The organism is uncultured Pseudokineococcus sp. (genome assembly GCF_947499845.1).
Classification (GTDB): domain Bacteria; phylum Actinomycetota; class Actinomycetes; order Actinomycetales; family Quadrisphaeraceae; genus Pseudokineococcus.
On sequence record NZ_CANMPM010000011.1, the window covers coordinates 43,207 to 63,086 of the forward strand.

The 19,880-nt window shown below is 78.1% G+C and carries 17 protein-coding genes; 10 read left to right on the forward strand and 7 right to left on the reverse strand.

Annotated features, from left to right (window positions below; all coding sequences use genetic code 11):
- Nucleotides 1-159: 159 nt before the first annotated feature.
- Nucleotides 160-711, forward strand: a complete 552-nt coding sequence (locus Q0789_RS11470; RefSeq protein WP_298805271.1) for a sigma-70 family RNA polymerase sigma factor — start codon at nucleotides 160-162, stop codon at nucleotides 709-711.
- Nucleotides 708-1,373, forward strand: a complete 666-nt coding sequence (locus tag Q0789_RS11475; RefSeq protein ID WP_298805272.1) for an Asp23/Gls24 family envelope stress response protein — start codon at nucleotides 708-710, stop codon at nucleotides 1,371-1,373. Before Q0789_RS11470 ends, Q0789_RS11475 begins: the two co-directional genes overlap by 4 nt.
- Nucleotides 1,374-1,416: 43 nt before the next feature.
- On the opposite strand, the gene Q0789_RS11480 is transcribed toward Q0789_RS11475, so the two are convergent.
- Nucleotides 1,417-3,222: a SpoIIE family protein phosphatase gene (locus Q0789_RS11480; protein WP_298805273.1), complete on the reverse strand. Its 1,806-nt coding sequence runs from the start codon at nucleotides 3,220-3,222 to the stop codon at nucleotides 1,417-1,419.
- 179 nt (nucleotides 3,223-3,401) lie between these two features.
- Between Q0789_RS11480 and Q0789_RS11485 the strand changes: the two genes are divergently transcribed.
- Nucleotides 3,402-4,283: a sensor domain-containing diguanylate cyclase gene (locus tag Q0789_RS11485; RefSeq protein ID WP_298805274.1), complete on the forward strand. Its 882-nt coding sequence runs from the start codon at nucleotides 3,402-3,404 to the stop codon at nucleotides 4,281-4,283.
- 161 nt (nucleotides 4,284-4,444) lie between these two features.
- On the opposite strand, the gene Q0789_RS11490 is transcribed toward Q0789_RS11485, so the two are convergent.
- On the reverse strand, nucleotides 4,445-7,144 hold the full coding sequence (locus tag Q0789_RS11490) for a bifunctional diguanylate cyclase/phosphodiesterase (RefSeq protein WP_298805275.1): 2,700 nt from the start codon (nucleotides 7,142-7,144) through the stop codon (nucleotides 4,445-4,447).
- Nucleotides 7,145-7,286: 142 nt separating this feature from the next.
- Between Q0789_RS11490 and Q0789_RS11495 the strand changes: the two genes are divergently transcribed.
- The gene (locus Q0789_RS11495; protein WP_298805276.1) at nucleotides 7,287-8,345 is read left to right on the forward strand and encodes an alpha/beta fold hydrolase; all 1,059 of its coding nucleotides are present in this window, start codon (nucleotides 7,287-7,289) and stop codon (nucleotides 8,343-8,345) included.
- Nucleotides 8,346-8,447: 102 nt separating this feature from the next.
- On the opposite strand, the gene Q0789_RS11500 is transcribed toward Q0789_RS11495, so the two are convergent.
- The 4 genes from Q0789_RS11500 to Q0789_RS11515 form a co-directional block, all read right to left on the reverse strand.
- Nucleotides 8,448-9,218: a hypothetical protein gene (locus Q0789_RS11500; RefSeq protein ID WP_298805277.1), complete on the reverse strand. Its 771-nt coding sequence runs from the start codon at nucleotides 9,216-9,218 to the stop codon at nucleotides 8,448-8,450.
- A 252-nt stretch (nucleotides 9,219-9,470) separates the two neighbouring features.
- Entirely contained in the window at nucleotides 9,471-10,820 is a 1,350-nt protein-coding gene (locus tag Q0789_RS11505; protein ID WP_298805278.1) for an alpha-amylase family glycosyl hydrolase, read from the reverse strand.
- Between the two features lie 172 nt (nucleotides 10,821-10,992).
- Nucleotides 10,993-12,450 (reverse strand): NAD(P)/FAD-dependent oxidoreductase, encoded by a 1,458-nt coding sequence (locus Q0789_RS11510; RefSeq protein ID WP_298805279.1) that lies wholly within the window; start codon nucleotides 12,448-12,450, stop codon nucleotides 10,993-10,995.
- 47 nt (nucleotides 12,451-12,497) lie between these two features.
- On the reverse strand, nucleotides 12,498-14,183 hold the full coding sequence (locus Q0789_RS11515; RefSeq protein WP_366917727.1) for a glycoside hydrolase family 13 protein: 1,686 nt from the start codon (nucleotides 14,181-14,183) through the stop codon (nucleotides 12,498-12,500).
- Nucleotides 14,184-14,404: 221 nt separating this feature from the next.
- On the opposite strand from Q0789_RS11515, the gene Q0789_RS11520 reads away from it, so the two are divergent.
- The 3 genes from Q0789_RS11520 to Q0789_RS11530 all read left to right on the forward strand — a co-directional run bounded on the left by Q0789_RS11520 (nucleotide 14,405) and on the right by Q0789_RS11530 (nucleotide 17,485).
- Nucleotides 14,405-15,559, forward strand: a complete 1,155-nt coding sequence (locus tag Q0789_RS11520; protein ID WP_298805281.1) for an SDR family oxidoreductase — start codon at nucleotides 14,405-14,407, stop codon at nucleotides 15,557-15,559.
- Nucleotides 15,560-15,816: 257 nt separating this feature from the next.
- Nucleotides 15,817-17,052, forward strand: coding sequence for an FAD-binding domain-containing protein (locus Q0789_RS11525; protein ID WP_298805282.1), 1,236 nt, complete (start codon nucleotides 15,817-15,819; stop codon nucleotides 17,050-17,052).
- Nucleotides 17,053-17,068: 16 nt separating this feature from the next.
- Nucleotides 17,069-17,485: a DUF2256 and DUF3253 domain-containing protein gene (locus Q0789_RS11530; protein WP_298805283.1), complete on the forward strand. Its 417-nt coding sequence runs from the start codon at nucleotides 17,069-17,071 to the stop codon at nucleotides 17,483-17,485.
- A gap of 31 nt (nucleotides 17,486-17,516) precedes the next feature.
- On the opposite strand, the gene Q0789_RS11535 is transcribed toward Q0789_RS11530, so the two are convergent.
- Nucleotides 17,517-17,936 (reverse strand): hypothetical protein, encoded by a 420-nt coding sequence (locus tag Q0789_RS11535; protein WP_298805284.1) that lies wholly within the window; start codon nucleotides 17,934-17,936, stop codon nucleotides 17,517-17,519.
- Nucleotides 17,937-18,144: 208 nt separating this feature from the next.
- On the opposite strand from Q0789_RS11535, the gene Q0789_RS11540 reads away from it, so the two are divergent.
- The 3 genes from Q0789_RS11540 to Q0789_RS11550 all read left to right on the forward strand — a co-directional run bounded on the left by Q0789_RS11540 (nucleotide 18,145) and on the right by Q0789_RS11550 (nucleotide 19,784).
- Entirely contained in the window at nucleotides 18,145-18,861 is a 717-nt protein-coding gene (locus tag Q0789_RS11540; protein ID WP_298805285.1) for a TetR/AcrR family transcriptional regulator C-terminal domain-containing protein, read from the forward strand.
- A gap of 81 nt (nucleotides 18,862-18,942) precedes the next feature.
- Complete coding sequence (locus tag Q0789_RS11545; RefSeq protein WP_298805286.1) at nucleotides 18,943-19,428, forward strand: Asp23/Gls24 family envelope stress response protein; 486 nt, start codon at nucleotides 18,943-18,945, stop codon at nucleotides 19,426-19,428.
- Nucleotides 19,425-19,784: a hypothetical protein gene (locus Q0789_RS11550; RefSeq protein ID WP_298805287.1), complete on the forward strand. Its 360-nt coding sequence runs from the start codon at nucleotides 19,425-19,427 to the stop codon at nucleotides 19,782-19,784. The genes Q0789_RS11545 and Q0789_RS11550 overlap by 4 nt, the downstream gene beginning before the upstream one ends.
- The last annotated feature ends 96 nt before the right edge of the window (nucleotides 19,785-19,880 follow it).

Sequence of the window (19,880 nt, forward strand, 5' to 3'; positions counted from 1 at the left end):
GCTCGTCTCTCGAGCCGCTCGTACAGGGTTGGACGACGCCCGCCCGGTGGAGCGCACGCGGCCGGTCGTGTGATCTGCGTCATATCATAGAGCGGCTGTCGACGAGGTGCGACGGCCCTCGACGGGCGGCCGGTCGCGGTCTCCGCTACGACTCTCCCGGTGGACGCGGACGGCACGGCGCAGGGCGACGCGGCCCTCGTCGCCCTGGCGCGCGAGGGCTGCGGCGGGGGCTTCGAGGAGCTGGTGCGGCGCCACCAGACCCGGGCGCACACCCTGGCGGTGCGCATGCTGGGGGACCGGCACGAGGCCGCCGACGTCGTCCAGGAGGCCTTCGTCAAGGCGTGGACGGGCCTGCCCCGCTTCGACGACCGCGCGGCGTTCTCCACGTGGCTCTACCGGATCGTCGTGCGCGAGAGCATCGACCAGCAGCGGCGGCGCGCCCGGCGACCGCTGCCGGTCGAGCAGGACGTCGAGCGCCCGGCGACCGACCGGACGGACGCCCTCGTCGAGCAGCGGGTGCGCGAGGATGCGGTGAGGCGCGCGGTGCGGGCCCTGCCCGAGGACCAGCGGGCGGCGCTCGTGCTCACGGCCTTCCTGGACCTCGAGCACGCCGAGGCCGCCGAGGTGCTCGAGACCACGCCCGACGCCGTCCGCGGGCGCGCCGCCCGGGCGCGCCGGGCGCTGATGCGCGAGATGGGGGAGTGGGCATGAGCGAGCACGACCCCGCGGCGGGCGGCAGCGCCGGCGGCGGCCCGGGGGCCGACGTCGCACCCGACCTCGACCGCGACACCCAGCCCTGCGGCACGCCCACCGACGCACTGCTCGACGTCGCCTCCGGCGAGCCCGCTCCGCCGGACCTCGCGGACCACGCCGGCACGTGCGTGCACTGCCGGGCCGTGCTGTCCCGGGCCGAGGAGCTGTGGGAGCCGGTGCGGCAGATGGCCCGTCAGGAGGAGCCCCCGCCGCCGGACCTCGTCGCCTCCGTCATGGCCGCGGTGCGCCGGCTCGGCCGGGAGCCGCTGCACCTCGTGCTGCCGGACGAGCGGGGCACCACGCGCGTGGGCGCCGCGGTCATCGCGCGCATCGCCGAGGAGGCCGCCCGCCGTGCCGTCGGCGTCGCCGCCGTCCTGGCGCGGGACACGCGGGCCGAGCTGGTGGACGAGCCGGCGGGCGGGGCGCCGGGCGGGGCGGGGGCGGTCGGGGTCGCCGACCGCCTGGTCGTCGTCGCCCTCGCCGTGGTGACCGACCTCAGCCGCCCGATCCCCGCCGTGGCCGACGACGTCCGCGCCCGGGTCGCCCGCGAGCTCGTCGGCCTCACCGGCCGCGGGGGCGCGCAGGTCGACATCTACGTGCACGACGTCGTCGTCGCCTGAGGCGCCGCCGCCGCCGCCGACCGGACGCGGCGGGCGGCTCGGGTCAGAGGTGCCCGGGGCCGGCCTCCGCCGGGCGGGGCCGGTCCTCGGGGTGGGCGCGCAGCGCGAGGAGGGCGACGTCGTCCTCGCCGTGCCCGCCCACGAGGTCGTCGAGGAGGGCGTCCGCGAGCTGGTCCAGGGGCAGTCCGCCGTGCCGCTCGAGCGAGCGGCGGAGCGCGTCGACGCCGTCGAGCAGCGACCGGTCGCGCCGCTCGACGAGCCCGTCCGTGGACAGCAGCAGCGTGGACCCGGGCTCGAGCACCGCCTCGTGGTCGTGCCGCGGGGTGCCCGTGCGCACGCCGAGCAGCAGGTCGCCGCTGCCGGGGAGCTGGTGCGCCGTGCCGTCCGGCCCGAGGAGGAGCGGGGGCAGGTGACCGGCGCTCGACCAGCGCAGCCGGCGGACCCCCGCGGCGGCGTCGTCCGGATCCTGCTCGACGCGAGCCAGCACGCAGGTGGCGAGGCACGAGACGTGGAGCCCGCGCATCGCCTCGTCGACCCGGGAGAGCACGTGGCTCGGGCTCTCCTGCTGCGCCCACACCATCGTCCGCAGGAGCGACCGCAGCTGGCCCATGGCCGCGGCGGCGCGCATGTCGTGGCCCACGACGTCGCCGATGACGACGTGCGTCGCCCCGTCGGGGGTGACCAGGGCGTCGTACCAGTCGCCGCCCACCTCGGCGTCCCTGGCGGCGGGCACGTAGCGGGCCACGAGCTGGAGGTGGTCGGGCTGCGGGAGCTCGGTGAGCATCGCCTCCTGCAGGAGGGTGGCCGTCGAGCGCTGCTCCGCGAGCAGCTGGGCGCGGGCGACCGCCTGGCCGACGTAGCCGGCCGTGGCCGTGACGACGCCGAGGGCCGCGGCGTCGGGTCGTCCGCTGCCGGTCCAGGTGAGCGCCAGCGCGCCGAGCACCCTCCCGGCCACCTGCAGCGGGACGACCACCGCCGTCCCGTCCCCCGCGCCCGCGCCGAGGTCCGTCGCGGGGTGCTCCGCGAGCAGGGCGGTGCGGTCCTCGGCGACGACGGTCGCGCGCCCCCGCACGGCGGCGCCGACGGCGTCGCGGGCGTCGACCCGGCGCTCGAGCGGCGGGTCGGAGGGGTCGGCGTCCGGCTCCACCGCCAGGAGGCGCTGGCGGGTGCCGGCGAGGACGTGCAGGTGGGCGGAGGCGGCGCCGAGCTCCTCGCGCGCCAGCGGGGCGACGGCGCGCACGACGTCGTCGGCGGTGGACGTGCGCGCGAGGCCCTCGGAGAGGGCGAGCAGGAGGCGCGAGCGCCGCTCGGCGGCGTCGGCGAGGCGCCGGCTGCCCTCGGAGGCGCGCAGGGCCGCGTCCGCGCGCTCGCGCAGCTGGCGCAGGGCGATCTCGGAGGAGCAGGAGCCGGCCAGGTCGGCCAGCACCTGGAGGTCGTCCTCGCTCCAGCGCCGCGGCACGCCGTCGACGGCGCACAGGGAGCCCACGACCACCCCGTCGGCGTCCCGCAGCGGGTGGCCGGCGTAGGCGACGACACCCAGGTCGTCCGTGGCGAGGGACCCGGGGAGCTCCGGGAGCTCGCGGACGTCCTCGCAGGCGAAGGCCGCGCGGGTCCGCACGACGTGCTGGCACACCGAGTGGGTCAGGGGCGTGGAGCGCTCCTCCTGCCACGGGAGCGGCAGGCCGAGGGCGCCCGGGAAGGCCTGCCCGTCGAGCGTGACGAGGGAGACCAGGGCCGTGGGGACGCCGAGCTGGGTGCGCACGAGGCGGGCGTAGCGGTCGAACGACGCGTCGGCGCCCCCGGGGAGGGGGGCGCGCTCGGGGAGGTCCGCGCCGGCGTCGTCCGTCACCGGACGATCATGCCGTGCGCCGCGGGCCCCGTGCGGCCCGCCCCTCCCCCGGACGGGCGCACCCGGGGCGGTGACGCGCCCGTCCTGTGGTGCCGCCGAGGTCGTCAGGTGCCGAGGGGACGGGCATGGACGCGGGGGCAGCAGCGTCGCCGTCCGGGCACCGCGCTGGACCGCGGCCGGTGACGACGGGGGCGGGCGCGCCCGCGCTCGAGCAGGCGCTCGTGGCCAGCACGCCCGCGCTCGTCTGCGTCATCGCCGGTGACGGGCGCTTCCTCCTGTTCAACCCCGCGCTCGAGCGCTCGACCGGCTGGCGGGCCGAGGAGGTCCTCGGCCGCAGCTTCTACGAGGTGCTCGCCGTGCCGCACGAGGCGGCGCTCGCCCGGGAGTTCGTCGAGGACGCCGTCCGCACCGGGGTCGCGGACGCCCAGGAGGGCGACTGGCTCGACCGGTGGGGCGGTGTCCGGCGCGTGTCCCTGCTCACCAGCGTCGTGCACGACGAGCACGGCCGGCCGACGGGCGTGGCCTGCGTGGGCGTCGACGTCACCGACCAGCGCCGCGAGGCGCGCCTGCGCGAGGCGGCGGCGAGCGACCCGCTGACGGGCCTGCAGAACCGGACGGCGCTGCTCGCGGCGCTCTCCGCCGAGCTGCGGTCCGGAGCCGTGGGCACCGACGTCCTCTTCTGCGACCTCGACCGCTTCAAGGCGGCCAACGACACCCACGGCCACGACGTCGGCGACCAGCTGCTCGTCGCCGTCGCCGAGCGCCTGCGGGCCCTCGTCGACCGCGACGACGTCGTGGCGCGCCTGGGCGGGGACGAGTTCGTCGTCCTCCTGCGGCGCGGCGGCGCGGGGCGGCTGTCCGCGCTGCGCGAGGCCGTCGACGCCGAGCTGGCCCGTCCCTTCGAGACGGCTCACGGCTGCGTGCTCCTCGGGGCGAGCGTCGGCGCGGCGCTGGGCGCGGCCGGCGACGACCCCGAGCGGCTCCTCGCCGCGGCGGACCGCCACATGTACGGCATCAAGAGCCGGCGCCGCGAGCGCCGGCGGGTGCCGGAGCCGCGCTGATGCGTCGTCCGCCGACCACCCGCGCCGTCGCCCCCCGGACGGCCTCGCCGCCGGCCTCGGACGCCGCCCGCGCCCGTGCCCGCGGACCTCGAGGGCCGCCGGACGGTGCGCCGGCCCTCGAGGTCCGCGCCCGCACGGCGGGGCCGTGGCCCGAGCCGAGCTCAGTGCGGGAGCAGCGTGTCGGCGCCGACCGCGGTCCGCGGCGTCGGGGGCCGCGCGTCCGTCGCGGCACGGCCGGTGCGGACGCGCGCGCGCCCCTTCCCGGCGCGCTTGGCGTCGTACATGGCCGCGTCGGCGTCGCGGAGCAGGTCGTCGGCGCTCGCGCCGTCCCCGGCGGGTCGGACGCCGACGCTGGCGCCGACGACGACCTGAACGCCCGCGCCCTCGAGGTGCACGGGCCGCGCCAGCTCCTCGACGACGCGCCGGGCGAGCTCCTCGAGGTCGCGCGCCGGCCCCGCGGCGGAGCAGAGGGCGGCGAACTCGTCACCGCCGAGCCGCGCCACCACGTCGTCCGGGCCCAGGCAGCCGCGCAGCCGGCGGGCCACGTGCTGGAGCAGCTCGTCGCCCGCGGGGTGGCCGTGGGCGTCGTTGACGGCCTTGAACCCGTCGAGGTCGAGGTAGAGCAGGCCGAGCGCGCGCGCCCCGCCGCCCGCGACGGCCTCGAGCCGCTCGCGCAGCAGCAGGCGGTTGGCCAGGCCCGTGAGGGCGTCGTGCCGCGCCTGGTGGGAGAGCCTCGCCTCGGCCTCGCGCTGCGCCGTGACGTCCTCGACGAGGCAGACCAGGTACGGGTCGCCCGCGACGGGGCGGACGACGGCGGCCGACACCGACCCCCAGCGGCTCGTGGAGTCGGCGCGCAGCACCCGCCGCTCGCACCGCACGCGCTCCTCGGTGCCGGCGAGGAGGTCCTGCAGCGGGCCGTCCCGGTCGTCGGGGTGCAGGAGCTCGAGGAGGTCACGGCCGAGGAGGTCCTCCTCGTGGCGGCCGGTGAGCGCGCAGGCCGAGCGGTTGACCCGCAGGAGGCGACCCGGTGCGGCGGGGTCGAGGGACGCGAGGAGCATCGCGGAGGGCGCCACCTCGAAGCCGAGGCGGAACAGCTGCTCGGAGTCGGCGAGCCGGCGCTCGGCCTCCAGGCGCCCCGTGACGTCGGTGGCCACGCAGATGAAGCTCGTGGGCGCGCCGGCGTCGTCGCGCACGGCGGTGGTCGTGAGCTGGACCTGCAGGGTCGAGGCGTCGGCGCGGCGGTAGGTCCAGCGCCGCGTCTCGTGCCGCCGGCTCCGGGCCACGGACACGAGCGCCTCGAGCGGCGCCGCGTCGTCGGGCAGCGCGAGGGCCCGGGCGCGCCGGGCGAGCTCTGCGGCGTCGTGGAGCTCGACGAGGGGCCGCCCGAGCAGCTGCTCGCGCCCGCACCCGAGCATCCGCTCGGCACCCGCGTTGACGACGGTGACGACCCCGGTGGCGTCGGCGCCGATGATCGACTGCTCCGTCGCGCCGTCGAGGACGCCGGCGAGGAGGTCACGGGCACGGGCGAGCTCCGCGGCGGCCTCGCGCGCGGCCGACACGTCGACGTACGCCGCGACCGCGCCCGAGGGCGTGCCGTCCGCGTCCGGCGGCAGGGGGCGGGCGGCCACGGACAGCACCGCCGGCTCCCCGCCGGGGCGCTCCACCCGCACGTCGACGCCGTCGACGCTCTCCCCGGCGAGCGCCCGCGCGACCGGGAGCTCGGCGGCGTCCAGGGGGCTGCCGTCGAGCCGGGAGAAGCGGTAGTGCTCCGACCAGCGGGCCATCGGCACCTCGCCGGACACCGACCCGACGAGGGCCTCGGAGGCCGGGTTGCGGCGGAGCGCCCGGCCCGCGGCGTCGTAGACGTCGAGGCCCGTTCCGGTGGCGGCGAAGACCGCCTCGAGCAGGGCGTGCTCGCGGCGGTGCGCGGCGAGGGCGTCCTCGCGCTCGTCGCGGTGGAGGGCCAGGACGAGGCTCAGGAGCGCCACGACGGCGATGAAGCACTGCGCCTGGACGACGGCCTCGGGCGTCGGCAGGTCGGCGAAGGGCCCCGAGCGCACGAGCGTCGCGGCGATCACCACCGCGGCGGAGACGATGACGTGGCCGGCGACGGCCGTGGTCGAGCGGCGCAGCGCGTGCCACACGCTCACGGGGAGCAGCGCGAAGGGGAGCAGGTCGCCCGCGGCGAACCAGAAGACGTCGGCGTAGCTGGCCGCGAAGGCCAGAGCCATGAGGGCGCGCTCGCGCCGACCGGCGGCGCCGTGCTCCCGCGGTCGCGAGCGGGCCAGCAGGCGCAGGGCCAGCGGCACGACGACGACGAGGCTGACCAGGTGGCGCACCCAGTACTGGGCGGCGGTGCTCGCGGCGCCGGCCACGTCGCCGGAGGCGCCCAGCACCACGGCGGTCAGAGCCAGCAGCGCCCCGGCGGCGCCGGCCGCGAGGGCGGCGGCCGCCGTGAACCACCAGAGGTCCCGGGTCCTGCGGAGGCCGGTGGCGCCGTCGCCCCCCGGACGCCGCGCGTAGACCTCGACGACGGCGAGCGCCTGGGCGGCGTTGAGGACGCCGAGGACGAGCGACAGGTCGGTCCGCATGCCGGTGACGGCGATGACGGCGCCGACGACGCCCGCGACGAGGACGGCGCCGGGGAGGTACCAGCGCGTGCCGCGCAGGACGGCGAGGGCGACGACGGCCACGCCCGCCGCGGGCCAGACGAGCGAGAGCTCGCTGTCCGCGGGGCGGGTCAGTCGGCCGAGGACGGACGCGGCGACGAGCGCCGCGAGGAGGAGCAGGAGGGTGGCGGGCCGAGCGACGGCGCGGGTCGGCGCCCCGTCGCTCGCCGCGGTGGTCTCCACGGTGCCCATGGGTGCTCCTCGGCAGGAGGGCGCGGCGGCTTGAGCCCGGGGTCCTGGCCGGCGTCCTGGCCGGCGACCGGGGTGGTCGACCGGGACCGTCGACCGGGGTGCCGGTGCGGTCGCCCGCGCGGTGGACCGGGATGCTGGGGCGATGGACCCGCTGGAGCCCGACGCCGCCCGCGCGCAGCGGCGGGTGCTGGGACGGGCCGTGCGGGCGGTGCGGTCGGCGCTGGTGCGCCTGCCCCTGCCGGACGCCGCCCGCCTGCCCGGCACGGTCGTGCTCCCGGGCGGTCGGGCCGTCCGGCTCCCGCTCACCCGGCGCGCGCGCCGTCGGGCGCTCGTGCGGAGGGCGGCCGCCGCGGCCCTCCCGCTGGCGTCGCTGGCGGCGTCCTACCTCGTCGTCGTCCGCCGCCCCTCCGGCGGGGACGTCGTCGCGCGGATGACGCACCGCGAGGTGTCGCCGACGGCGGGCGCTGGGTCCGGCACCGACGTCCCCCGGCTCCCGTCGTCGAGCGGGACGCCGGCCGGGTCGCTGCCCCCCGTGGTGCTCGTGCACGGCCTCGGCATGTCCTCGCGCTCGATGGAGGGCCTCGTGCGCGGGCTCGGCCGCTCGACGCGCGCGCTCGCGCCCGACCTCCCCGGCTACGGCCGCAGCCCGCAGCCGCGGTTCGGGATGCTCGACGTCGAGCAGCTCGGCGACGCCGTCGCCAGCTGGATGCGGGCCCACGACGTCGGCCCCGCGGTGCTCGTGGGCCACTCGCTCGGCGCCCAGGTGGCCGGCGAGGTGGCCCTGCGCGCCCCCGACCTCGTGCTGCGGCTCGTCGCCGTCGCCCCGACGGGCGACCCGGCGCGCCCCCGCGTGCGCGAGCTCGCCGGCCGGCTGGCGCAGGACGCCCTGCGGGAGAGCCCGGGTCTGTGGGTGGTCGCGACCGTCGACTACGTGCGGGCCGGCCCGGGCCAGATGGTCGCGCTCATGCGCCGCGCGCTGCAGCGGGTCCGGCAGGAGCTCGACGACCGGCTCGCGGTGCCGCTCCTCGTCGTCCGCGGCGACCGGGACCCGGTGTGCCGGGCCGGGTGGTGCGAGGACCTGGCCTCCTCGGTGCCGGACGGGCGCTGCGCCGTCGTCCCCGGGGCGCACGGCGTCACCTACGACGCCCCGCCGGAGCTCGTCGACCTCGTCCTCGCCGAGGTGCGCGCCGCGGCGCGCTGACGCAGCGCGAGACCGACGGACGGCGGCTCGGGGCTCCGAGACCGACGAAGGGCGGGCTCATCGCGCTCGGGACGCCGTGCTTCGTCGGTCTCGTCCGCCGTCTCACGCCCCGGCGAGGAGGCGGGCGAGGTGACGCAGCATCTCCGCCGGCTGCGCGAGCACCCGGGCGTCGACCTGCAGCACGACCCACCCGAGCGTCCGGAGCCGGTTGTGCCGCGCGAGGTCCAGCGAGTGCTGCCGCGGGTCGCGGTGGTGGGCGCCGTCGTGCTCGAGGGCCACGCGCCGGTGGGGCCACGCCAGGTCGAGACGCGCGACGAAGGCTCCGTCGGCGTCGCGGACCTCGTGCTGCGGGACGGGCGGCGGGAGCCCCGCGTCGATGACGAGCAGCCGCAGCGCCGTCTCCCGCGGGGACTCCGCGAGCGGGTCCAGCCGCTCGACGAGGCGGGCCGCCCGTGCGGCACCCCGGGCGCCCGCCTGCCGGTCGCGCTGCGCGCGGACGTCGTCCCGGGTCAGCGACCAGCGGTGGGCGAGGGCCTCGGCGGCCCCGAGGGCCCGGACGTCGGGGTGCAGGACCCTCAGCAGGTCGACGGCCGTGCGCGCCGGTGACGTCGCCCACCCGAGCTCCGTGCGCACCTGCTCGTCGCGCTCGAGCCGGCACTCCCGGACGAGCAGTCCCGGGCGCGAGCGCGGGGCGGGTCGAGGAGCGACGACGACGACGTCGTCGTCCGCCCCCGCCTCGTGCACGCCGAGCGCCCAGGCGGCGGAGAGCTCGGACAGGACGGCGGGGCGGCGGAGGCCGGCGAGCAGGTGACGGGCCCGCTCGCCGTGGTCGGCCGGGTCGTCGCCGGCGACCCGGTAGACGCCACGACCCATTCGCCGGAGCCCGGGCCCATGAGCTGGTCGCGGGTGACGCGGGGGTCGAGGCGCCGCCGCAGCACGGGCCGGCCGCGCAGGTCGGCGGGGACGACAGGGCGCTTCGGCACCTCGGGAGAGTGCCCCGACGCCGCACGTCCTCGCTCGAGCCCTGTGGACGACACCACGGGACCGACGAACGGCGGCTCCCCACCGCCTGAGAGGCGTCGTCCGTCGGTCTCGTCGGCGGCGTCCCGCGATTCGTCGGTCTCGTCAGCCCGCGAGCACCGCCCACCCGTGCGGCGGCAGGACGACGCGGTCGCCGTCGAGCCGCGCGCCGTCACCGGCGAGGACCTCGCGGGCGCCGGGGGCCTCGAGCGCGACCTCCTCGTCCTCCAGCGAGAGGGCCAGGAGCAGGCGCTCGCCACCGCCGGACGGGTCCTCCGAGGCGACGACGAGGCGGCGGTTCTCCACCGAGACGACCGACGGGCGCGCGGTGTGCAGCCACCGGTGGCGACGGCGCAGCGCGACGAGCTCCTGGTGGCGGTGGAAGACGGGCAGGCCGACGGGCGAGAGGTCCTCCGGCGCCGCGGGGAAGGACGGGCGGACGTCGTCGTCGCCGCCCTCGCGGTCCTCCTTGACCCCGCGGTAGCCGTGCTCGTCGCCGTAGTAGACCGACGGCGTCCCGCCCGTGCCCATGAGGACGACGAGGGCGTGCGCGAGGTGCCGCTCGTCGGACAGCCGGCTGGCGATGCGCGTGACGTCGTGGTTGCCGACGAAGGTCTGCGGCGTGAAGGCGTCGAGGAACTCGGCGTGCCGGCCGAGGGCGTGGCTCAGCTCCCAGAGGTTGCCCTCCTCGAGGCTCGACCACACCGCCTTCCACAGCTCGTACTGCGTGACGGCGTCGAGGTGGCCCTCGCGGACCACGCCCGCGTAGTCGCCGTGGATGACCTCGCCGAGCAGGTACGCGTCGGGGTGGCGCTCGCGGACGCGGTCGGCCACCTGCGCCCAGAACGCCGTCGGGACGGCGTAGGCGGCGTCGAGGCGCCAGCCGTCCACGCCGCGGTCGAGCCAGTGGGACATGACCTCGGCGACGTGGTCGACGACGGCGGGGGAGGAGTGGTCGAGCGCGACGAGGTGGTGGTGGCCCTCGAAGTCGTCGTAGTCGGGCTCGACGCCCGGCTGCCACCCGCCTTCGGGCCAGCGCAGGCGGAACCACGACGCCGTCGACGCCGAGGGGCCCTGCTCGATCACCTGCCGGAAGGCCCAGTGGTCGCGGCCCACGTGGTTGAAGACGCCGTCGAGCAGCACCCGCACGCCCTTCTCGCGCGCCGCTCCGAGCAGCGCGTCGAGGTCGGCGTCGTCGCCGAGGCGGGGGTCGACGCGGAGGTGGTCGACCGTGTCGTACCCGTGCGTCTGCGAGGCGAAGACGGGCCCGAGCAGCAGGCCGTTGGCGCCGAGCGCGAGGAGGTGGTCGAGCCACCCGACGAGGTGCGGCAGCCGGTGGACGACGGGCCTCTGCGGGTCGCCCTCCTTCTCGGCCCCGACGAAGCCGAGGGGGTAGACGTGCCAGAAGACGGCGTCCCGCACCCAGGCGGGACCCTCGACGCGCGCGGTGCTCATGGCCCCACCCTCCCGCACGGCGGGGGCGCCCCGCGCGCTCGCGGGACGCGCCCCCACGGGGGCGAGTCGTCGCCTGCTCGCCCCTGGGGACGGCCGCCGGGGGGCGAGTCGTCGCCTGTTCGCCCTCCGGGGGCGCGGGTGGGGCGAGTCGTCGCCGGTCCGCCCTCGGGCGTCAGCCGGTGGCGCCCTGGTCGGCGTGCTCGTACGACGTCGGGGCCGAGGAGAGCAGGTGGCGCGCCGCCGCCCCGATGACGGCGCTGTACGTCGGGTAGGCGTACTCGACCCGGGCGAGGGTGGCGACGTCGACGCCCGCGGCCATCGCCGTCGTCACCGCCTGCACCACCTCGACGGCGCTCTCGCCGACGGCGTGCGCCCCCAGCAGCTGCTCGCGCCGGCTGTCGGCGACGAGCTTGAGGAAGCCGCGGGTGCGGTCGTCGATGACGGGGCGCTCCATCTGCGCGAAGGGCACGAGCGCGACGACGCAGCCCGGGTCGCGCTCGCGGGCCTGCGCCTCGGTGAGGCCGACGTCGGCGTAGTCGGGGTCGGTGAAGCCGCCCGCCGGCAGCAGCTCGTGGCGGCGGCTGCGGCGCGGCCCGAGGACGGCGTTGACGGCGGCGTCCTCGGCCTCGCGGTGCGCGGCCTGCACGAGCATCGACTCCTGGTTGGCGTCGCCGACGGCGTAGACGTGCTCGACGTTGGTCCGCAGGTGCTCGTCCACGGGGATGCCGCGCCCGGTGTGCTCGACGCCGGCGGCCTCGAGGCCCAGGCCGTCGAGGGAGGCGGGCCAGCCGGTGCTCATGAGCACGGCGTCGAAGACCTCGGAGCGCTCCTCCCCGCCGTCGTGCTCGCCGTCCGTCCAGGTCAGCCGTACCCCCTCGCCGTCGCGCTCGAGCGAGGAGACGCCCGCGAGGCCGGTCCGCACCCGCACGCCCTGCTCGACGAAGGCGCGCTGGACGGCGGCGGAGACGTCCGCGTCGGTCTGGGCGAGGATCCGCGGCGCCACCTCGAGGAGCGTGACCTCGCTGCCGAGGGCGTCGAAGACCGTGACGAGCTGCGCGCCGGTGTTGCCCGCGCCGATGACGGCGAGGCGCCGGGGCACGGCGGGCAGGTCGAGCACCTCCTCGGGCAGGACGGCGAGCTCCGCGCCCGGGATCGGCAGGCGCCGCGACCGCCCGCCGACGGCGACGACCACCGACCGGGCCCGGAGCCGGCGTCCCGAGCCCTCGAGCTCGACCTCGTGCGGGCCGGTGAAGCGGGCCCGCCCCTCGAGGACGAGGTCGACGCCGGCGGCGGCGAGCTTCTCCGGCTCGGCCTTGGCCTCCTGCACCCGCTCGATCGTCGCCCGGACCCGCGCGACGGTCCGCGTCCAGTCGACGGGCTGCTCGGTGACGGCGAGCCCGTAGTCGCCGGCCTGGCGCACCTCGCGGACGAGCCGCGCCGTCTTCGCGAGCACGCGCGTCGGCACGCAGCCGGTGTTGACGCACGTGCCGCCGGTGCGCCTCGCCTCGACGAGCGCCGTCCGGGCGCCCAGCCCCGCGGCCCGCAGGCCGGCGGCGGTCCCGGCGGGGCCGCCGCCGATGACGAGGACGTCGTACTCGGGCGTCTCGGGCTGCCGGTTCTCCTCGCTCACGAAGCCATGGTCGGGCGACGGGTGCGGGGACGCCCGCCGGGCCCTCCTCAGCTCCGCGCGTCGCCCTCGACGACCACCCAGGCGCCGGCGTCCCCCGGCAGGACGCCGTCCTCGACCGGCGCTGAGGCCACGAGCACCCGGGCGCCCGCCGGCAGCGCGACCGGCCCGGCGCCGAGGTTGACCCACGCCTGCACGTCGGTGCCCTCGCGGGCGAGCGCCAGGACGTCGGGCGACGGCGTCTCCAGCCACCGCATCGGCCCGGCGGGCGCGAGGTGCTCGCGCCGCAGGGCGAGGAGCCGGCGGTAGAGCGAGAGGGTGGACGTCGGGTCGCCGTCCTGGGCCGCCGCCGTCAGCGGCCCCCACCCGGCGGGCTGGGGCAGGTGCGGCTCCGCGGCGGGCGACCCGTCGGCGCGCCTCGCGGGGGAGAAGCCGAAGGGCGGCGCGTCGCCCGACCACGGCAGGGGCACCCGCGAGCCGTCGCGGCCCGGGTCGGTGCCGCCGGAGCGCCGGTAGATGGGGTCGGAGCGGCGCTCGGCCGGGATGTCCTCGACCTCCTCGAGCCCCAGCTCCTCGCCGAGGTAGACGTAGAGGACCCCGGGCAGCGCCGCCGTCAGCACGACGGCGGCGCGGGCGCGGCGCCGTCCGAGGTCCAGGTCGGGCTCCTCGGTGGGCCAGCGCGCCCGCTCGGTCTCGTTCGTGCCCTTCTCGGGGAACTGGGTCCGGGCGTAGCGCGTGGCCTGGCGGACGACGTCGTGGTTCGTCAGCACCCAGGCGCAGGGGGCGCCGGTCAGCTCGGCCATGGCGAGCGAGCGGTCGACGACGTCGCGCCACGGCCGGGCCCGGAACGCCACGTGCAGGGGCTCGAACTCGAAGGCGGTGTGCAGCTCGTCGGGGCGCAGGTAGAGCGGGAGCCGCTCGGCGCGCCGGGCGGGCCACGCCTCGGCGACGAAGACCCGCGGCGGGTCGTAGGCGTCGGCGAGCGCCCGCCACTCGCGCCAGACGTCGTGGACCTCGTCCTGGTCCCAGCCCGGGTGCTCCTCGGTGCGCCGGTCGCGGCCCGCGGCGTCGGGCAGGCCGGGCGCCTTGACGAGGCCGTGCGCGACGTCGACGCGGAAGCCGTCGACCCCGCGGTCGAACCAGAAGCGCAGGACGTCGAGCATCTCGTCCGCGACCTCGCGGTTCGACCAGTCGAGGTCGGGCTGCTCGGGCGCGAACATGTGGAGGTACCAGTCGCCGGGCTCGCCGGTCGCCGGGTCGGTCGTCCGGGTCCACGCCGGGCCCCGGAAGCAGCTCTCCCAGTCGTTGGGCGGCTCGGCGCCGTCCGCCCCGCGCCCGGGCCGGAAGAGGTAGCGCGCGCGGGCGGCCTCGTCGCCGGCGAGGGCCGCGCGGAACCACGCGTGCTGGTCGCTCGTGTGGTTCGGGACGACGTCGAGCAGCACCCTCATGCCCAGCGCGTGCGCCTCGCGGACCAGCGCCTCGGCGTCCTCGAGCGAGCCGTACCGCGGGTCGACGCTCCGGTAGTCGGCGACGTCGTAGCCGGCGTCGACCATCGGCGAGGCGTACCAGGGGTTCACCCACACGGCGTCGACGCCGAGGTCGCGCAGGTGCGGCAGCCGGGAGCGCAGCCCCGCCACGTCGCCGACGCCGTCGCCGTCGCCGTCGGCGAAGGACCGCAGGACCACCTGGTAGACGACGGCCGTCCGCCACCACGCGCGGCCGGCGTCGGCCGGCACGTCGAGGGGCGCGACGCCGTCGAGGGCCGGGTCGGCGGGGTCCGGCTCGGGGGTGCGCGCGTCCGGGCTGCGCGGCTCGAGGGGGCGCTGGGTCACGGGCGCCATCGTCACCCAGGCGCCGCGCGGTCTCGACCGCGCCTCGGCGGCGGGCCCGCGGTCCGGCGGCGCGCCGGGTGGGAGCCGGGTGGAACAGGAGGAGGCCCGGCGTCGCTGGGCGACCCGTGACCACGACGACGACCACGCCCGACCTCGGCGCCCGCTGGGCCGGCGACCCCGGCGCCGACCGCGCGCCCACGCCCGTCCGCACGCCTCCGGAGGGCGCGCACGCCCTCGTCGTCGGGGCGACGGGCATCACCGGCTCGGCGCTCGTGCGCCAGCTGCTCGACGCCGGCTGGCGGACGACGGGGCTCTCGCGCCGCCGCCCCGCCGACGACCGCGCGGCGCACGTCGCCGCCGACCTCACCTCGCGGGCCTCGCTCGAGGAGGCGCTGGCCGACGTGCGGCCGACCCACGTGTTCGTCGGCGCCTGGGCGCGGCAGGAGACGGAGGCGGAGAACATCCGCGTCAACGGCGGGATGGTGCGCGACCTCCTGGCCGTGCTCGGCCCGCAGGGCTCGGTGCGGCACGTCGCGCTCGTGACCGGCCTCAAGCACTACCTCGGCCCCTTCGAGGCCTACGGCCAGGGCGAGATGCCGGACACGCCCTTCCTCGAGGACGCCGAGCGGCTCCCGGTCGACAACTTCTACTACGCGCAGGAGGACCAGCTCTTCGCCGCGGCCGACGCCCACGGGTTCTCCTGGAGCGTCCACCGCTCGCACACCGTCGTCGGCCACGCCGTCGGGAACGCCATGAACATGGCGGCGACGCTGGGCGCGTACGCCGGGATCCAGCGCCGGCTCGGGCGCCCCTTCGTCTTCCCCGGCTCCCGGGCGCAGTGGGACGGCGTCGTCGACGTCACCGACGCCGACCTCCTCGCCGACCACCAGCTGTGGGCGGCGACGACGCCGGGAGCGGCGGACACCGCCTTCAACGTCGTCGACGGCGACGTCGTCCGCTGGCGCCGCCTGTGGCCCCGGCTCGCCGAGCACCTCGGCGTCGAGCCGCAGGGCCCCGGGGAGGAGCCGCAGCCGCTCGAGCAGCAGATGGCCGGGGCCGAGGGCGTCTGGGCCGACCTCGTCGCCGAGCACGGCCTCGCGGAGCCCGACCTGGCGCGTGTCGCCTCCTGGTGGCACACCGACGCCGACCTCGGGCGCCCCTTCGAGGTCGTCGCCGACATGACCCGCAGCCGCCTCCTCGGCTACACGGGATGGGTGAGCACCGAGCGGGCGCTGCTGCGCCAAGTCGACGCCTACCGCGCGGAGCGCCTCGTCCCCTGAGCTCCGCGCCCCCGGTGCGAAGGAGGCGTCACCTTCGCGTCTGGGCGTCCTCCCGGGGTGAAGGAGACGTCACCTTCGCGTCTGGGCGCCCTCTCGGGGTGAAGGAGGCGTCACCTTCGCGTCTGGGCGCCCTCGTGGGATGAAGGGGGCGTCACCTTCGCGTCTGGGCGCCCTCCCGGCGTGAAGGGGGCGTCACCTCCGCGCCGCGGGTCGACCCCGGGCGGGCGGGACGACGGCGCCCGGGTGACGATCGGGCGGTGCCCCTCCTGCCCGCCCCGCCGACCGACCGGGACGGCGTCGTCGCCTACGTCGCCGAGCACCTGTCCCACCTCACGTGCGACGAGCCGGCCGCCTACGGGACGTCGAGCACCCGCGGCGGGCAGGCCGCGGCGGACGCGGCGCTCGCCGCGCTTGACCTCACCGGGTACGCGCGGCGGCGCAGCGTCGTCGCCCCCGAGAGCGGTCGCGGCGCCACCCGGCTGAGCCCCTACATCCGGCACGGGCTGCTCCCGCTGCCCGAGGTCTGGGACGCCGCGGCGGACGCCCCGGCGAAGGACCGCCAGCGCTTCCGCGACGAGCTGCAGTGGCAGGAGTACAGCCGCCACCTCTACGCCCGGGTGGGCCGCGAGCTGCGCGAGCCGCTGCGCGCCGGGTCGCCCGTCCCCGCGCCGGGCGCCCCGCCCGCCGACGCGGGCCTGCAGCGGGACCCGTGGCCCGAGCGGATGGCGTGCATGGCCGCGACGACGGGCGAGCTCCACGAGCAGGGCTGGCTCGTCAACCAGACCCGCATGTGGATGGCCTCGCAGTGGGCGGTGCGCGCCGGCGCGGACTGGCGCGACGGTCGTGACGAGATGTACCGACACCTCCTCGACGGCTCGCCCTTCGCCAACGGCCTCGGGTGGCAGTGGACCGCCGGCACGGCCACGGGGAAGGTCTACGGGTTCAGCCGCTGGCAGGTGGAGAAGCGGGCGCCGCAGCTGTGCCGCTCGTGCGCCCTGCGCGACGCCTGCCCCGTGCAGGACTGGCCGGAGGCGCAGTCGGGGGCACGCCTCGAGGGCCCGCCCGGCCTGTCCGGCGGCCCGACCGACGCCGGACCGCGGCGTCCCGAGGTCACCGGCGAGCCCGAGGCCGTGTGGCTCACGGCCGAGTCGCTCGGCGACGCCGACCCCGCGCTCGCCGCCCACCCCGACCTGCCGGCCGTCTTCGTCCTCGACGAGCCCCTGCTCGCCCGCCTGCGGCTGTCGGGCAAGCGCCTGGTCTTCCTCGTCGAGACCCTCGCCGAGCTCGGCGCTCAGGTGCACCTCGGCGACCCCGTCGAGGAGCTGGCGGGGCGCCCGCTCGCGACGACGTGGACCTTCGCGCCCGGCTGGAAGCGCCGCTCGGCGCGGCTCGACGTCGTCGCGCTCCACCCGTGGCCGTGGCTGCGCCGCCCCGGCTCGAGGTCCCTGCGCTCCTTCTCGGCGTGGGTGCGGTCCGCGCCCGGCCGCGGGTGAGGCGCCCGGTGGCGCCGTGAGCCGCAGCACGAGCCGCAGCGGGCGGGGGTCGGCGCGCGACGCCCTGCCCACGAAGCCCTGCGCGGCGTGTGGGCGCACCATCACGTGGCGCAAGGCGTGGGAGCGCGACTGGGACGACGTCCGCTACTGCTCCCAGCGCTGCCGCCGCGCGGGGGCGGACCCGGTGGGCCGCGACCTCGAGGCGGCCGTCCTGCGGCTGCTCGACGCGCGGGCGCCGGGGGCGACGATCTGCCCCTCGGAGGCCGCGCGCGCCGTCGGCGGGGAGGACTGGCGGCCGCTCATGGAGCCCGCGCGCGCCGCCGCCCGCCGCCTGGCCGCCGCGGGCGAGGTGGAGGTCACCCAGCGCGGCAGCGTGGTCGACCCCTCGACGGCGCGGGGGCCGGTGCGGCTGCGCCGCACGGCCCGTCCCTGAGGGCTGCGACGGCGGGCCCGCCGCGGAGGCGTCAGCCGTCGGCGCCCGGCGCCGCGCCGGCCGCGGTGTCGTCGGCGGGCGAGAGGCCGTGGTGCCGGTAGACGGCCAGGACGTCGTCGGGCCCCACGTGCTCGACGTCGCCCGCGACGGGGGAGGCCTCGACCGCTGCGACCGTGACGGCGAGGTGCAGGCGCGCGCCCTCGGTGCGGGAGCCGACCAGCGGCACGAGGCGCTCGCCGTCGGGCAGCGCCACGAGCGCCAGCTCGGCGCGGCCGGTGTGGTCGTCCTCGAAGACCGCGAGGACCCGCCCGACCTCGCGGCCGTCGACGTCGACGGCCGTCGTGGCCCGGTCGGTGTCACGGTCGGTGTCCCGGTCGGGTGTCGCGTCGGCGGGCTCGTCGGCCCCGGGGGTGGCGACCTCGTCACGGCCCCCGGTGGTCGGTGGCGCCACGGTGCCTCCTCGTCGTCCTCTGCTGGTCGTCCGCGCCGCCCCCGTCCGGGCGTCACCCGGTCCCGACGATCATCACCGCCGACGGGCGCGGGCGCGCGCGGGGGAGGACGATCGGCGCCCGGAGCACGCAGCCTCCCCGACGCGGTCGGGCGACGGCGCGCGGGCCGACGTCCCAGGAGCACCAGCACCAGCACCCGGAGGAGGAGCGGTGGTCGACGGCGAGCCGACGGGGGAGCGCGCGGGGGCCACCCGCCGTCGCCCCGGGCTCTCGCGCGCCGCCGTCCTCGACGCGGCGCTCGAGCTCGTCGACCGCGGCGGCCTCGCCCAGCTCTCGATGCGCCGGCTGGGCGCCTCGCTGCAGGTCGAGGCGATGGCGATCTACCGGTACGTGCGCAGCCGGGACGCGCTGCTCGACGGCCTCGTCGACCGCGTGATGGACCAGCTCTACGCCGACCCGGCCGTCCTCCTGCAGGAGGGCGACGACTGGGCGGACTTCCTGCGCCGCGTCGCCGACGGCGTCCGGCGGGTCGCCCGCCAGCACCCGCAGCTCTTCCCGCTCATCGCCACGCGCCCGCCCGCGGCGCCCTGGGTGCGCCCGCCGCTGCGGAGCCTGCGCTGGGTCGAGGGGTTCCTCACCGGTCTGCAGTCCCGCGGCTTCTCCGAGGACGGCGCCATCTACGCCTACCGCGCCTTCGCGTCCTTCCTCGTCGGCCACCTGCTGCTCGAGGTGTCGGCGAAGGGCGTCGACCCGGTGCCGACGGAGCCGACCGGCCCGCCGCCGCCCGACGTCGACCTCTCGGCCTACCCCGAGCTGCAGCGGCTCGCGCCCCGCCTGGCCGTCGAGGACCTCGACGAGGAGTTCGCCCACGGCCTCGAGGACCTCCTCGAGCGCATCGGGGAGCGGGCTCGGCTCGCGCGCCCCTGAGAGCGGGTCTACCGTCCTTCGAGACAGGGTCCATACGATGTAAACACGTCCGCGGTGCGCCGCGGGGAGCAGGAGCCCGACATGAGCGAGAAGTCGCCCGAGCGCAGCACGTCGTCGACGAGCACCACCACCTCCGCGCAGGGTGCGGCCTCGCCCAGCGCCCTCGTCACGAGCCAGGGCCGCACCTCGATCGCCGACGGCGTCGTCGCGAAGATCGCCGGCCTGGCCGCCAAGGAGGTCACGGGGGTGCACGCGCTCGGCGGCGGCGCGGCCCGCGCCATCGGCAGCATCCGGGAGCGCATCCCGGGCGGCCGCACCAACCACAGCCAGGGCGTGGCCGTCGAGGTCGGCGAGCGCGAGGCCGCCGTCGACATCGACCTCATCGCCGAGTACGGCGTCGCCATCGCCGACCTCGCCGCCGGCGTGCGCCGCAACGTCATCGGCTCCGTGGAGCGCATGACGGGCCTGAAGGTGACGGAGGTCAACATCGACGTCAACGACGTGCACCTCCCGAACGAGGAGGACGACGCCGACGACGCCGAGCCCGCCCCCTCGCGGGTCCAGTGAGCTCCGCCCCGGGCGCCCCCGATCCCGAGCGCGACGTCGCGGAGGTCGTGCGCGACGCCGTGGTCGCGGCGCCCGGGGTCGTCTCCCTGCACGCCGGCCCCTTCGGCGAGGTGGGCACGTATCTGCCCGGTCGCCGGGTCGCGGGCGTGCGCATCTCCGAGGACGAGGTGGAGGTCCACGTCGTCGCCGCCCTCGGGCAGCCGGTGGCCGTCACGTCCGCCGCCGTCATGACGGCGCTGGCGGACCTCCCCGCGTGGACGGGGCTGGCCGACCGGCCGGCCCACGTCGTCGTCGAGGACGTCGCCGATCCCGCCGAGGCGGCCCAGGCGGCTCTGCCCGCTGGTCCCAGCGCCTGAGCCGTCCCCACCCGCCCCACGCACCGCACCCGTCCGGGCCACCGGTCGGGCCACCGCACGACGGGCCCTCGCGGCCCCCCACCCCCTCGGAGTCGC